This window comes from Candidatus Schmidhempelia bombi str. Bimp (assembly GCF_000471645.3).
GTDB lineage: Bacteria > Pseudomonadota > Gammaproteobacteria > Enterobacterales > Orbaceae > Utexia > Utexia bombi.
Window position 1 is genome coordinate 1 of sequence record NZ_AWGA01000036.1, and the last position, 16,118, is coordinate 16,118.

General features: G+C 33.3%; 11 protein-coding genes. 2 read left to right on the top strand and 9 right to left on the bottom strand.

Annotated elements, in window-relative coordinates:
* The 4 genes from O970_RS10280 to O970_RS03455 form a co-directional block, all read right to left on the bottom strand.
* The coding region (locus O970_RS10280) for an EexN family lipoprotein (protein WP_166667073.1) at positions 1 to 238 on the bottom strand (238 nt) is incomplete at its 3' end.
* A gap of 372 nt (positions 239 to 610) precedes the next feature.
* Positions 611 to 2,686: an antiviral reverse transcriptase Drt3b gene (drt3b, locus tag O970_RS03445; RefSeq protein WP_024495771.1), complete on the bottom strand. Its 2,076-nt coding sequence runs from the start codon at positions 2,684 to 2,686 to the stop codon at positions 611 to 613.
* Complete coding sequence (gene drt3a / locus O970_RS03450; protein ID WP_024495772.1) at positions 2,683 to 4,032, bottom strand: antiviral reverse transcriptase Drt3a; 1,350 nt, start codon at positions 4,030 to 4,032, stop codon at positions 2,683 to 2,685. The genes drt3b and drt3a overlap by 4 nt, the downstream gene beginning before the upstream one ends.
* Positions 4,033 to 5,080: 1,048 nt before the next feature.
* Complete coding sequence (locus tag O970_RS03455) at positions 5,081 to 5,287, bottom strand: Arm DNA-binding domain-containing protein (protein WP_024495773.1); 207 nt, start codon at positions 5,285 to 5,287, stop codon at positions 5,081 to 5,083.
* A 237-nt stretch (positions 5,288 to 5,524) separates the two neighbouring features.
* Between O970_RS03455 and mutS the strand changes: the two genes are divergently transcribed.
* Positions 5,525 to 8,092 (top strand): DNA mismatch repair protein MutS, encoded by a 2,568-nt coding sequence (gene mutS, locus O970_RS03460; RefSeq protein ID WP_024495774.1) that lies wholly within the window; start codon positions 5,525 to 5,527, stop codon positions 8,090 to 8,092.
* Positions 8,093 to 8,199: 107 nt separating this feature from the next.
* Here the strand turns inward: mutS and O970_RS03465 are convergent, their stop codons facing one another.
* The 3 genes from O970_RS03465 to nlpD all read right to left on the bottom strand — a co-directional run bounded on the left by O970_RS03465 (position 8,200) and on the right by nlpD (position 12,003).
* Complete coding sequence (locus tag O970_RS03465) at positions 8,200 to 9,411, bottom strand: aldose 1-epimerase family protein (RefSeq protein WP_024495775.1); 1,212 nt, start codon at positions 9,409 to 9,411, stop codon at positions 8,200 to 8,202.
* A 524-nt stretch (positions 9,412 to 9,935) separates the two neighbouring features.
* The gene (gene gpmA, locus O970_RS03470; protein WP_024495776.1) at positions 9,936 to 10,691 is read right to left on the bottom strand and encodes a 2,3-diphosphoglycerate-dependent phosphoglycerate mutase; all 756 of its coding nucleotides are present in this window, start codon (positions 10,689 to 10,691) and stop codon (positions 9,936 to 9,938) included.
* A 73-nt stretch (positions 10,692 to 10,764) separates the two neighbouring features.
* Positions 10,765 to 12,003, bottom strand: a complete 1,239-nt coding sequence (gene nlpD, locus O970_RS03475) for a murein hydrolase activator NlpD (protein ID WP_024495777.1) — start codon at positions 12,001 to 12,003, stop codon at positions 10,765 to 10,767.
* A 313-nt stretch (positions 12,004 to 12,316) separates the two neighbouring features.
* Here nlpD and rsmI point away from each other — a divergent pair, with 313 nt between their 5' ends.
* The gene (rsmI, locus tag O970_RS03480) at positions 12,317 to 13,189 is read left to right on the top strand and encodes a 16S rRNA (cytidine(1402)-2'-O)-methyltransferase (RefSeq protein WP_024495778.1); all 873 of its coding nucleotides are present in this window, start codon (positions 12,317 to 12,319) and stop codon (positions 13,187 to 13,189) included.
* 285 nt (positions 13,190 to 13,474) lie between these two features.
* Here rsmI and O970_RS03485 read toward each other — a convergent pair whose 3' ends face one another.
* A complete protein-coding gene (locus O970_RS03485) occupies positions 13,475 to 15,409 on the bottom strand; it encodes a peptidase U32 family protein (protein WP_024495779.1) in 1,935 nt (644 codons plus the stop codon).
* A gap of 149 nt (positions 15,410 to 15,558) precedes the next feature.
* A complete protein-coding gene (locus tag O970_RS03490) occupies positions 15,559 to 15,960 on the bottom strand; it encodes a protein YgfX (RefSeq protein WP_024495780.1) in 402 nt (133 codons plus the stop codon).
* Positions 15,961 to 16,118 lie beyond the last annotated feature (158 nt).

Consider the following 16,118-nt stretch of genomic DNA (forward strand, 5'->3'; position numbering starts at 1 on the left):
TTTGGTACCAAAAAGTGTGGACATACCAATCTTTTAGACTGAAATCTCCCATATTTGCGATTCTAGCATTTTTACAAGATTGAGAGTTCCTATCTACTTCACCATCACGACATTTTTTCAGAAAGGCTTTACGTTCATCTCTATTATCTTCCCAATACTTAACGGTTTTAACATCATCACCGCAACCATATAAAAAAGCAGTTAAAGGTATTAAAAATAATAATTTTTCATAGTTTATTCCTTAAATAAATTTATCAGTTAAAGCTATATTAATTGTATTTTCAATAGTTAAACCCAATTATTTATACAGATCAATTGACGTCTATTGCTCGGTGTGGGCGATCAAAAATAAAATAAGTATAGTGAGTTATTGATTTTGTGTTTTATTTAGTGAATTATCTATAGTAATTAAGTGAGAATTTATTTTAATATATTTTGATGATAAAAAGAGGAAGGAGGAAAATCAGCAAACACTCCCTCTTTTTCTGAAAATAGTCATAACAAAATCCATTAACAGAATGCGCTGATGTGTGAGCACCATATTAGAATTTATAGTTAAAAACATAACAAATATTTCTAAGTGCTATTCTGGACTGATTTTTAGCGCAACTTAGTATACCTCTCTAGAGTATTTCACGTAAAGTTCTTTTAAAAAGTCAAAATTACTCCAGATAGTAAACCATTGTTGGATTTTTTTATGTTTTTTAAAATTACACATGTTGGCCAATACTGATGCATCAGTAATTCCATATTTATTTTTCAATAGTTCTTCTTTTATATTTATATCTACATAGGGGCAAGATAATATATCCATCAAAAGCAATATTGATTCAGAGTCTCTCCTATTTTTGTTTTTAATTATTTTATTTTTAATTGAATTAACAACAATACTGCGTAGTTGTTTATATTTTTTCTTATCTTTTATATAAAACAAAATAGTAATTAAAGCAAAGTAGCTTAGATGCAAATTTTCATTTTGACTAAGATCGATATTAAAGTAGGAAGCGAGTCTTAATTCTGAAAATGAATATTCTTTCCCTAATTCTGCAACACTTAATAATAAATAAATTGTTTCTATATGCGTATGTTTTTTTATCCGGTTTGCGTCTAGAACTATACAAATATTTTCATATAAAAAATGCTCAATTATATTTTGGTTTTCTTTATTCAGATTTGATTTTTTTACAAAAAATAGTACCTTACCTATAATTCTAGATAATCTTATTGTTGGGCTAACTTGAGGGTTGATTGTATACACAAAGAAAGTAAAATTTAAAATATTTCTTATAGATAAAATCAAATTTTCTTGCTTTTTATGTTGTAAACTTACTTTATTATATTTTTTTAAAATTAATTCTATTTTTCGTTCAATTATGGAAAGTGTATAGTTTAATATGTTTTTATACTCTACATTACTTTCTTTGAGGATTATTTTAAAATCACGAATAAGGGTATCATTATTAATATATATATTTCCTTTTGTAGTTTTTTCTTCAAGCAAATTTAAATTATCATTTTCAACTGTTTCTAACTTAAACTCTAATCTTTCATTTAAAATTGAAGATATTTTTGTTTTTGCTATGGACATTTCAGTAATGATAGGTTTTTGATAATCAATCAATTTGGATGTGTTGAGATTTAATTTATATTTGCGAATATTATCTTGAATCGTTTGTATTAAAATTTCCTTATGACTATTATTGTTATAAAATACAAAGTAATCATCAATATAACGGAAAATATTATAATTAACACCTTCGATCAGTCCATTATCCATCAAATTTTGTTTTATATTTAAATCGATGGATTGTAGTATTATTTCAGCAAATATTCTTGAGATTTCTGGACCAATAATTATTCCATTAGTTTCATTATAGTTACTTTCTTGCATTAATTTATCAAATGCACCAGCAAAAGTTTTAGTACTCAAAGATATTGCTTGTTTAGTTTGTTTAAATCCATTAATAGCCCAAGAAATTGAGTGTGTATAAATGCTGTCAAAACATTTAGATATGTCTAATTTCATTAAATTATTATATTTTTTCTCTTGTTCATGAAATAATGAAGAATCATAGAATGCGTGAATGTTACTTACATCTCTATAAACAAAAAAAGATCTCAAGTTCTCAGGCTCTTCTTCATCTAATTCTAAATTGGAATATGTATCATCAACTAGTTGGTTATAATGAGTTCTATCTTTATGAAAAATATATTGTGCAACTTTAACTGGTTTGCGGATAGAAAAAGAACTTAGTGAACAATAATAAATGATTAATTCTTTATATCTTTCATAAAAATCAATAATAATTAATTGTGTTAGGGGATGAGGAATTGATAATTCACGGAATATATTGCTATGATGAGTTATTTTGAAATTATAAGGTATTGTATCACTATTAAATTTTTTATCCTCCTTTGCATAAATACGAATGTTTCCAATTTTTTCTAAAGTGGAGTCAATTTTTAAGTTAAATAAAATTTTTATTAAATAATCTAAGGCATCAGAACCATGAATATTTATCCAACTTATTTTCTTAATGCCATTAGTATTTTCAAATTTTATTCTGTTTTTTAAGATAAAATCATAGAAGTTTTTATTATTAAATATTATTGGAACTTCGAATGGAAGAGTATCTGACAATATACATCTTTCTTTTTTATATTTTAATTTTATAAATTTATTCATACACTATACTTCCATAACTGTTGGATTTCTTTTATAAATTTTTGAGGAAAATTAACATAGATTTTTTCTTCAAATCCTATTTTAAAAGAAAATGATGTTAGCTGAGTTTGAAGAGATGGATTATTAATTGAATTTACTTTATTTTGTAAGTAGATATCTAAATCACTTAGTTGAGAATAATCTGTAATAAACTGATTAGAAAAATAAATACCAGTCATTACATTTTTTTTGTTATGAACTAAACGAGTATTTGATGTTAAATAACGTAATCTACTTTTTAACATGATATTTGCTTTATTAGGACATTTTTTAAATTGTCTAGAATAAGATCGAAAACATAGTTCTATTTTTTGTATATAATTATCGTATCTCTTTTGTGTTAAGTTTATTTTTTCTAAATTTCCATTTTTTATGTGAAATGTATAACCAAGATAGTCGAATGTTTTATTCATATTATCTTTAATAACAACTTTTTTATGATTATTTAGTTTCAGTTGCTTTTTTTTAAGCTGGTCATTTATTATTCCAAGATATTCTTTTTCAATGTTTTTTATTGACATATCACTTGCTGGATTGAAAACAATAATAATATCATCTACATAACGGGAGTAATATGAACATTCAGGGTGAGTTTTAAAGAAATCATCAAAACTTTTCATGTAATGTTCAGCTAAATAAGCACTTAATCCAATACCCCTTGGAATACCTATTTTATTAGCATATTTTTTTTCTAAACATTCAAATATATAACATATAGTTTTTTTTGTTTGCAGGGATAATTTAGGATCATCTTTGATAGTTTGGATAACATCAACTCTGGAAATACTTTCATAAAAAGATGAAATATCTATTTTGAATGTCATTTTAGGAAAACCATTCGATAAAATAATTTTTAGTTGTGATAACAAAAAATTTCGATTGGCTTGTTTAATAGCATATAAATTTTTTAAATTAAATTGCAATTGTTTAAGTAGAAAAAATATTTCAGGAGTATCGGTATTAGCTGTATAAATATCTTTTCCTTTCAATTTATTATGACTTAGAGATATCTCATAATTATTTGATAATATATTTAGGCTAATTAATTCTAATCTTTTTACTAATAGTTCCTCCTTTTCTTTTTCAAATTCCTTTTTGATTTTTCTATAATACTTTAATGCGATCAATTTACCAAAATCATGTTTGTTCATTCTCAGATAATTTTTAATTTTCTTTTTTATATAACTTATTTTTTCTGTAAGAATAACGACATCAGGGAAATAAATTTTTTCGAGGTTATTACCTTTTCTATATTCTAGATCATATAATTTTCTAATGTTTTTTTCAGAAAATGATTGTTTTATCATATGTAAATCCTTAACTAATCTTAAAAGAGAAGTTTAAGTTTTTATTGAAAAGTTTTGTTGTTCTAACTAAAGCCTAAGATTATTCCAAGCGATAAAAGGCAAGCTTATCAAACAGGTTAGATTTAAGCAACTTTCATACATGATGTAATTTTGGATATTTTAATATCCTAAATTCAATTTCCATAAACTTTATACAAATATAATATATTTTCTCATGTGTATTAACCGTGAACTTTTTAATATTAATTCACCGTCACTACACAATCGAAAAATTAGCACTATAACTTGTTTTAAGCTGCGCTCCGCACTCAAGTTGTAATAATTTTTTTTATTTTATTTTTTAAGACCTAAGCTACTTATAAAATAAATTTTAACTAAGATTCGTGAGATTACTTTTTCAAAAAAAGTATTTTTTTACATAAAATTAATAAGGGAATGAATAAAGGGATTTATTTATTCTGAATTATGACAAATTCAATGATAATAAGGGGGTGCTTACACTAATTCAACTCCAGTCAGCCTACCACCTAAATAAAAATAACCAATATAATCAACAAGATACAAAATAAAGCTACTGTTTGTTTATACATAAAACCGACTTAGAATAGACTATGTCAGGAAATGAAAATGTACGTGAAGTGCACGTGAACCTTTCAATGGTTCTTTCTACTCACCCCCAACAGTTCACATCAAAAAATTCAACATAAAATAATTCTAAAAAATTTATTTTCACTCATCTAATAAGATTAATAATATTTTGCCTTGTCACATCTGTTGCGGATTGATTATCTAAAACTTGTATAGGATCAGCGTGTAATGTTTTTCTAATTTCATTTTTGACCTTTAAGCTTTAATTACTCTTTTTATTACTTTACTATCTTTAGTATGGTGTTCTTGGATATATTTCGTTAAATATAAATCAATCATTTTCTTAATGGTAAATTTGGATTTATTTTCTTGTGCTTTTTTAAGCTGTAGCTCATTAATTTTTTGTTGTTCTCATGGTTTTCTAGGACAATATCCACTTTTTCGAATTTTTCAACGCTTGTCATTGTGCACAATCTTCAGCTAATTGCATTTGTGGAAAATAACCAATAGTCATTTCAACTAATTTACCATCCGTTCTTCGGTATCTGTATATAAATCGTTTTTTACCCGTTTTTGGACACGCAACTCTTAAACCACGATTTTCATTGCGATCGGGTGGTACTTTACTATTCGGCTTTAGTTTTACTATAGCTTGATGAGATAACACTTTTGATCACCATTTGCCATAAAATAGCCCTCTGCGATGAACTAATAATCAGTTATAATAAACGGATGATAACTATTATTTTATAACTAAATTATAATATACCATTCATACTAGTTATACTTTTAGTTACATTAATGATTAAGAATTAATTAGATTTTATGAGTTAAAATGATACTTAATGAGACTGATTAAATTTATTAATATATTGAAATATTAACAAAAAACGCAAATAACACTATGAATGATAACGTAAATTTAGATAACCATACTCCAATGATGCAGCAATACCTAAAACTTAAAGCCCAGCACCAGGATATTTTGTTGTTTTATCGTATGGGGGATTTTTATGAATTATTTTACGATGATGCCAAAAAAGCGTCGCAATTGTTAGATATTTCACTAACTAAACGTGGGGCTTCCGCTGGGGAACCGATACCTATGGCTGGTATTCCCTATCACGCTGTCGATAACTATTTGGCAAAATTAATTTCTCTTGGTGAGTCGGTGGCTATTTGCGAACAAGTTGGCGATCCGGCAACCAGTAAGGGTCCTGTTGAACGTAAAGTAGTCCGTATTGTGACGCCAGGTACCGTTAGCGATGAGTCGTTGTTGGAAGAAAAACGTGATAACCTTTTAGCCGCATTATATCAAGATAAAACTGGCTTTGGTTATGCAACATTAGATATTAGCTCTGGGCGCTTTGATATCTTTGAATGCACTGATCGTGAGACACTACAAGCTGAGTTACAACGTACTGATCCTGTTGAGTTACTTCATATTGAAAACTTTATTGATATGGATTTAATTGCTCAGCGTCATGGTTTGCGTCGTCGTCCAAGTTGGGAATTTGAACTCGATACGGCCCGTCAGCAACTGAATTTGCAATTTGGCACCCGTGATTTAACGGGATTTGGCGTTGAAAATGATACCAAAGCCTTAAGAGCAGCGGGTTGTTTATTGCAATATGTGAAAGATACCCAACGTACCGCTTTGCCACATATTGTGCGGTTAAGTAAATCATCTTTGGATGAATGTGTGGTGTTGGATGCGGCAACCCGACGTAATTTAGAGATTACTGAGAATTTAAGCGGTGGTTCCGATAATACGTTAGCCGCAATTTTAGATAAAACAAAGACGGCGATGGGTAGCCGTATGTTAAAACGTTGGTTACATTCCCCTATTAGAGATCAACACATCTTAACCAATCGCCAAGCGTCAATTAATGAACTGCAACTCTTAGTCAGTGTATTACAACCCTTATTACGTAAAATTGGTGATATTGAGCGTGTTTTAGCTAGACTCGCGCTCAGAACAGCAAAGCCACGTGATTTTGCACGTATTCGTGATGCTTATCAGATCTTACCAAAACTACATGAACTATTAGCGCATGTGGAAAGTCCACATTTATTACAATTAAAGAATACCATCAATCAATTTGATCAAATTGCTGAATTACTTACTCAAGCTATTATTGAATCACCACCAGTTTTAATTCGAGATGGTGGTGTTATTGCTACTGGTTATCATGAAGAACTCGATGAGCTACGCTTACTGGCGGATGGCGCTAGCCACTATCTTGAACAGTTAGAAATCCGTGAACGTACGACCCATAATATTGATACATTGAAAATTGGCTTTAATGCCGTACATGGCTATTATATTCAAGTGAGTCGAGGGCAAAGTCATTTAGTCCCTATCCACTATACTCGACGCCAAACCTTAAAAAATGCTGAGCGTTATATTATTCCTGAATTAAAAGAGTATGAAGATAAAGTATTAACCTCTAAGGGTAAAGCCTTAGCATTAGAAAAAACCTTATATGATGAATTATTTGATCTGTTATTGCCATCATTAGGACCAATGCAAGCCAGCGCTACGGCACTTGCGGAACTGGATGTGTTAACGAATTTAGCAGAACGTGCTTATACACTTAATTATACCTGTCCACATCTCACCGATAAACCGGGTATTCATATTGTTGAAGGACGCCACCCTGTTGTTGAGCAAGTCATATCTGAACCATTTATAGCCAATCCCGTTAAATTGTTTCCAGAACGACGTATGCTAATTATTACAGGTCCTAATATGGGAGGGAAAAGTACCTATATGCGTCAAACAGCGTTAATTGTATTATTGGCGTATATTGGCAGTTTTGTTCCTGCGGCACAAGCGGAGATTGGCCCTATTGATCGTATCTTTACCCGTATTGGTGCTTCGGATGATTTAGCCTCTGGTCGTTCAACGTTTATGGTAGAAATGACAGAGACCGCGAATATTTTACATAATGCTACCGATAAAAGTTTAGTACTAATGGATGAAATTGGACGGGGTACCTCCACTTATGATGGCTTATCCCTTGCTTGGGCCTGTGCTGAAAGTTTGAGTAAAAATATTAAGGCCATGACCTTATTTGCAACGCATTATTTTGAGTTGACTCAACTTCCAGATCAATTAATAGGCGTACATAATGTACACTTAGATGCAGTGGAACATGATAATACCATTGCATTTATGCATACGGTACAAGAAGGCGCTGCTAGTAAAAGTTATGGCATTGCAGTAGCTGGATTAGCAGGGGTTCCCCAGCCAGTACTTAAGCGTGCAAAACAGAAATTGCGTGAGCTTGAACATTTATCTAAGCAAGCTAGTGCAAGTCAAGTTGATAAATCGCAATTAACGCTATTGGATGATGTTGAACCTTCCGAGGTTGAGAAAGTATTGGCCAACATTGATCCAGATAGCTTAACACCGAAAGCGGCACTAGAGCAGCTCTATTATCTGAAGTCATTACTTTCTTCATCATAATATGTTGTTTAAATAAAAAGCGTGAAATAAACCCTCACGCTTTTTATTTTAATCCTAAAGTATCAAACCAATTGAGAACAATATTTTCCCCTTATCATTAATGATGATTATTCATTGGCTAACGGTTTATCAAGCACTGAGGTTTGGCGTGTACCTTGGATCGCTTTAATTTCTGCTTCATAAGCAGTCACATCAGCTTTATTAGCTAATAATGAATAGGTTAAGCTAAATTCAACACTCTGTTTTGGCGCCAATTGCGGTACGCGTCCTTGCTGGCGCTCGATAGTGACAGGATAAGCAAAGCTGGTACCGGGCTCAAGACCAGTTACATAACCTTGTTTTAAGGTATCGGTGTTTTTCCAAAGGGATAATACTGGCAGCTGATTGATATTGTAAGCAATGCCTGCGCCTTTATCCCCATCTTTATTCGTTAACATTACTTGGGTTTTGCCTTGTTTATCGGCATAAGGAATAACATTAAACACCATTTCATCAAAATTAGGGGTTGGCGCTAAATACGTTTGCCATGTTGCTAAGCCAGAAATCGCATAGTGGTTAAATGGAGAGATTTGTTTTACTGGCGCAATAAATCTGGCCCCTTGTTCTAAAATTGGCGTACCAAAGTTACTGTGGTAAATAATTTGATAATCACGTGGATAATCACTCTGATTAGTTACCGTATCTTTTACAATAAATGAACGACTACCTGGGGTATAACTTAACGTAGCCCATGTTTCTAACTGACTTTTCTTAAAGGTATTCTCTTTGATTAATCCTTTAACGGTTATGGTATAAGGTGCATAATCATTAATATCAACAATTAATTTAGATACAGGGGTATTTGCCGCACGTCCATGCAGGGTATAAACCATATTATCTGCCTTAGTTGCATGACCTGACCACGCAAATCCACAACGCACCATCATTTCATTAAAGCCATCAAGCCAGCCTAGTCCACCACGACTTTCTAAATTAATAAAGCTAGGATGGACCACTTCATTTACTGGTGAATCCCAACCTAAACGAATACCCTCCCCTTCAACGGATAAAATCCCCATACCACGCGTAGGACTTAGTTTAATAATGAAATCACCACTTGTAATGGTAATGACTTCACTTCCCGCCTGTTTACCTCCTTTTAGTACATTATTTTGCACAGAGAACGTGGTACTATTAGCAATATTTAAGGTTTGATTAGAAACGTGCCAATCACCCACAGCAATCCCTTTTTCGCTATCAGTTAATACAAATTGCTTTGCCATGCCAGAAAATGAAACTAAACTCATGATAATACCCGATACCACTACTTTTTTTTTCATGCTGTTACTTCCTTTATTTATGAAATAAATTATGTTTGGATCCAATAAAAAAGTGAACAATAAAAAACACGACTAAATAAACGATATATTGCAGTAATTTGAATGTGTTAACAATAAACTAGGATTGGTGATGAGAGCTAATTCACACTTATTTTATTTTTGAATAATAAGCAAAGATCAACTCAGTAGTGGAATTAAATTATACGCAGCGCGGTAATATTAAAAAAGTGTTCTTCTATATTGAGTATATCACTATCTATTGAGCACCTTGTTCTTTAACTGGTGTCGTTTTTAATTTACGCCAACGAATTACTAACAGTTTAACTAATCATAGTTATAATGGAAAAAAGGATTTGCTTAAAAGGAATAATAAGTCGCCATCACCTATACAAAATGTTAGGTATTTAATGATGCAGATATTAGGTAGTTAATAGACTGGGAAAAATCCATATTTTAAAGCGATAAAAATAGGCGAAACTTATACTTATCCGCCTACTTTTATCGCTGTTATATAATGCTAACGCTTAGCCTTTACTTTTCCCTTGATTTGCTACCGCAGCCGCTTTTGCAGCAATGGCTTCAGCATCACCAAGGTAATAGTGTTTAATAACCTGCATATTATCATCAAATTCATAGACCAATGGTACCCCCGTTGGAATATTTAAGTCGATAATATCGTCATCACTAATATTATCCAAATATTTCACTAAAGCACGTAACGAATTACCATGCGCAGCAATAATCACTCGTTCACCACTAACGACACGTGGTTTAATCGTTGATTGCCAGTAAGGAATAACACGATCAATGGTTAACGCTAAACTTTCGGTTAATGGTAATTGGTTATCAGATAAACCCTTATAACGTAAATCATGCCCTGGGTAACGTTTATCCTCTTTGGTAAGTGCTGGTGGCGTAATAGCAAAACCACGGCGCCATAATTTAACCTGATCATCACCATATTTATCTGCGGTTTCAGCTTTATTTAAACCTTGTAGCGCGCCATAATGACGCTCATTAAGTTTCCATGATTTTTCTACTGGTAACCATGGTTGATCTAATTCATCTAAGACGTGCCATAGCGTATGAATTGCCCGTTTTAACACTGATGTATAAGCAAAATCGAACTCAAATCCTGCTTGTTTTAGTAAACGCCCCGCTTCCGCTGCTTCACCACGCCCTTTATCGGATAGATCAACATCTGTCCAACCGGTAAAACGGTTTTCTTGATTCCAGATACTTTCACCATGTCTAACCAAGACTAATTTTTTTACAGCCATTGAATGCTCCTTTATAAAAGTATAAAACTAAATGGGTTGATCAGGACATTCTCACATTGTTACCCTATATTTATTATTGTTTTGGTAAATATTTTATTGGATCAACAGATTTCGCTTTGTAACGAATTTCAAAGTGTAAGCGCACCGATGAGGTACCCGTCTTACCCATCGTCGCAATTTGTTGCCCTACTTTCACATCTTGTTGCTCTTTAACTAAAATATTTTGGTTATTGGCATAAGCGGTTAAGTAATCATCATTATGCTTAATAATGATTAAGTTACCATAACCAGGTAGCGCATTACCCGCATAAACCACTCGTCCACTTGCCGCTGCCATCACTTTATCGCCTAAGGAACCACTGATATCAATCCCTTTAGTCGCGTTAGAGAATTTTTCAATAACCCGTCCGCGAGCCGGCCAGCGCCAAGCAATATTGGTGGTTGCTTTCCCTTGAGTGGTTGTCGCTGTTGATGAGGTGGTGGTCGATGTTGTATTTGACATCTTTTTGCCACCCGAAGTCGTGGTAGTGGTGGTTGTTACGGTCGTGGTTGTGCTGTTCTTGGTGTTTGAGCTAGCCGGCGGTGCAGTAATAATAGGTTGTTTAATCACTGGTTTGGATGCCGATTGTGTTTTTGCAGTAGTAGTAGGATCTGTTTTGGGTACTGGTTTAACCACTGTAGTTTTAGTTGAATTAATCGAAGTAGTAGGTAATGTTTCTTTTTTCGGCGGTGTTACGGTTGATGTCGTAGTTTGTTGGGTTACCACAACGGTAGTGTTGCCAGACACATCTAATATTTGACCAATTCTTAAGTCATACGGCTCTTTAATATTATTACGAGCTGCTAAAGCGCGATAATCATTACCAGTAATCCACGCAATATAAAATAAAGTATCGCCTTTTTTTACTGTATAGGAATCACCTTGATATCCACCTTTAGGAATTTCATCATAATTACGTTGATAAACCACTTGATTTTCAGAGGTGGTTACCACCGTATTCTCACCTTGCTCATTTTGGGTAGTTGAGGTTTTTGTCAATATGTTGTTTTCAGAGACATCATCATGTGTGTTGTCATCTAAGTGACGAATTTGAATATTAAAAGGACGATTCTGATAATCATAAGATTCTTGGTATTGTGATTCAGTGTTCACAACAACCGGTTTACTCTTTATTGTTTGCGCTTTATCAGAAATATCTTGCACTTTTGCAGGATGTGTCTGCGTGCATGCCATTAAAGATAAACTTAATGAACTTAACGCTAAAGCATTGGTCCACTTTTTTCGCGCTATTTTATCAAATAAAACTGACATAGGTCTCCCCACCATAAATCATTAGATAATCAGAAATAAATAAAACTGTCTATTCTATACAATATTAAATGTGTTGACTAATTTTATTATGCGATATACTGTTAATTTTATTATACTATCAACTATTTTAAAAAATAGGTTTATCCCTATTTTTTATTTATATCTATACGATAGATGATCTATTACTATCGTTAATAGACGTAAGTAATCGAATTATAATAGACGTTGTGGGTAAAAAGCGATAATTTATTCATCTATCCTACCCATTCGGCCCAATACTTTTAACTCAACAGCAAAGATAGCTATATTTATTATGTCAACATCCATTCAAGAGATTATACCTTCAACATTATATATTGTTGCAACACCTATAGGTAATTTAGCCGATATTAGCCAACGCGCAATTGACGTATTAAAACAGGTCGATTTAATTGCTGCCGAAGATACGCGTCATACAGGACTGCTGCTACAACAGTTATTAATTAATGGTAAATTATTTTCCTTACATGATCATAATGAGCAGCAAAAAGCACATCAGTTGATTGCAAAGCTTAAAGCAGGTTTATCTATTGCACTGGTTTCTGATGCGGGTACGCCACTGATCAATGATCCAGGCTATCATTTAGTAAGACAATGTCATCAACAAGGAATTAAAGTTGTCCCAATTCCAGGAGCTTGCGCTGCTATTACCGCACTATGCGCGGCAGGTATTGCTTCAGATCGTTTTATTTATGAAGGATTTTTGCCGGCTAAAACTAAAGCTCGTCAAGATAAATTAACTTCACTAGCTCAAGAACCTCGAACGCTAATTTTTTATGAGTCCACGCATAGATTGATTGATACGTTACAAGATATTGCCCATTGCTTTGGTGCCGATCGCTATATAGTTTTAGCCAAAGAATTAACTAAAACATGGGAAACCATTATTGGTTTGCCTGTGAAAGCGTTACTGGCTTGGCTAGCTGATGATGAATATCGCCATAAAGGTGAATTCGTATTAATTATTGAAGGGTATCAAAAACAGGAACATGAACAGTTAGATCCCAAGGTATTATCTACATTGACCCTATTGATGCAAGAGTTACCTATTAAAAAAGCGGCTGCATTAACCGCTGAAATTTATAATTTGAAGAAAAATCAATTATATAAATTAGCGTTGGAACGACAGGAAAGGGACAATAAGTAACAGACCAACAATATAGAAATCGTCCTAATATAGGTATTGATTAAAAATAATCAAATCACATCCTTAGAAGAGAATAGGATGCCTAATGCCAAATAACGCGTAAAGGGAAACGATAAAATAAATTGCCTAAGGGGTAGATTAGGAGTTAAAGTTCTCAAAGAAAATAAGCTACCCCATTATCTGTAGTATATCTATATAAATAGTAGCTTATTAATACAGATATACTGCTATTGATCATTATGAATCAATGCCCAAAACAAATCGATGCTATCGATAAGATAGTGGTTAATCATCACGATTTAACAAAATCAATTGGCTACCAGCAAGAGGCGATTTTAAAATATGTGATTTAATTTTACCCCAGACTTGCATTTCACAAGCACGACAATTAAATTTTAAAGTTAATATTTCATCGTTATGCACAAGCTGCATGGGTGTGGCTTTCGTTTTAACGCCAGTTACCCCTTTAGCTTGTTTTGGACAAAGATTAAAGGCAAAACGCAAACAATGTTTTGTGATCATCACTGGCGCTTCATCCTTGACTTGATGTGCTTCATAAGCCGCTTCAATCATTGTTACGCCAAAACGCTGATAAAATTCACGCGCTTTATGATTATAAACATTATCTAAATAAGTCAGCTGCGTTGCTGGATAAATCGGTGCCGGTTCAGCTATTGGTCGACGTTTAGCTCGCGGATAAGCAGCCAGTCGAGCCATAGTTAAAGCATCAATCACATCGCGTCGTAACTGATTAAAAGCGGCATTAGGCACAAAATAAACAGCGGATAATTCAATCTTAATTGTCAATGCGAAGTAGTCCGTTTGTCCCAACTTTTCCAGACTCATATGGTAATTATTAATGGTTTTATCGGGCTGATGTGCCAAACTAAATTCACCATCTAAGCGTTGGCTGACAGCAACACCTTCTTCGCTCGTCGCATGTAAACACAGCCCTAATTTATCGCTGGTTAATTGAAAATGGACACCGATACGTCTTTCGCTTGATGATTTTGTTAAACTTTGTTGCCATTGATGATCAAGATTACGATTTAATGGATGATTGGGCCGTAATTTAAATAATTCCATTGGCATTTCATTAGGATAAATACGATAACGTCCATTCGCTATTTTTTCAATTTTATTCGCTCTAAAACCGACAATATCACGTTTGACCAGGACATTTAACCCGTCACCATTAGCCAAAACGGCTTTACTGGCAACGTCGAGTGAATCTTTATTCACTTTCAACACTTCACCGATAGTCAAACCAATAAATTTAGGTGAGTCAAACGCCCCAATATCAATTTTTCGTCCATTAACAAAATAGTCTGTACTTCCTCGATGAAATGTTTTTTGTGGATTTGGAATAAACTGATAAGTTGTGCGTCCACTCGATCCTGCACGCAAATCACTACGCTTTGCTAAAATTTGATCTAATTTTTGGCGATAATGCGCAGTAATATTTTTTACGTAAGCCATGTCTTTATAACGCCCTTCAATTTTGAAAGAGCGCACCCCTGCCTCAATTAATGGTAATAAATTAGCGGTTTGATTATTATCTTTCATCGATAATAAGTGCTTTTCATAGGCAACCACCCGACCTTGATCATCTTTCAACGTATAGGGCAATCGACAGGCTTGCGAACAATCACCACGATTAGCACTACGACCAGTTTGGGCATGAGAAATATAGCATTGTCCAGAAAAAGCGACACACAGTGCTCCGTGAATAAAGAACTCAATCTTTGCAGATACCTGCTGACTAATTTGCATAACATCAGTTAAATTGAGCTCTCTGGCTAATACCATTTGCGAAAAACCAACATCAGCTAGAAACTTAGCCTTTTCTGGTGTACGAATATCCATTTGCGTACTCGCATGCAGATCAATCGGCGGAATATCCAAAGCCATAATCCCCATATCTTGCACGATGAGCGCATCTACGCCCGCCTCATAAAGTTGATGGATCAACAAACGAGCTGGCTCTAGTTCATCATCATGTAAAATAGTATTTAATGTCACAAACACTTTGGCATAATAACGATGTGCAAAACTGACCAACTTGGCAATATCTTCAACACGATTACCCGCATTGTGACGTGCGCCAAAACTTGGACCACCGATATAAACGGCATCGGCACCATGTAAAATCGCTTCGCGAGCGATCTCAACGTCGCGTGCAGGACTTAGTAATTCTAATTGATTTGATAATTGATACATAAATGTTTGGCCACAGTTAAAAATAGACTATTTTATTGATTTAAATGAAAATTAGTAACCCGCTATTATAACCGAAAGCTTTCAAGAGTGTTATAAAAATACGGTTGCCTTTAAATTAACCGTCAATCAATAGAATAACCTGAATTCCATTACTTAAAGAAGTTATGTAATCGATAACATAAAGACCGCCATTCTGATCTTGGCAATTGATCGTAAACTAAACATAATGTTATATATCGGCGATTACGTAATGATTGTAAATTAAGCACGATAGCAAACTGAAGCATAAGTGGCGGTCGATACAGTTGCCAACGTTGTTTATGCCAGTAAATCTGTCGCTTATCATGAATTAGCACAATATCGCCATATAAAGATCGAAGAGATTGATAACTACGCCTAAACTCCCAATAGCTTATAATCACCACCAGAGCGATTCCCCATAGCCATTGATTAGCAATAAATTGATCAATTAATAATAGAGCTAAAATCAGATAAAACGCTGCCATGCATTTAATAAGAAAATAAGATGGTTTTAAAACCGTCTGCCACATTCTCTTTAACCTTAACAAAATGTTATTCAGTAGCAATACTTCGTTCTTGGCTACTCTATTATCTCATATTAATATGATAAACTAACATTTATGATTCATTGATAAATCAGTAATTATTTTACGTAGTAGTAATAAAAAAGAAGGTTCCTTTTTCTTTT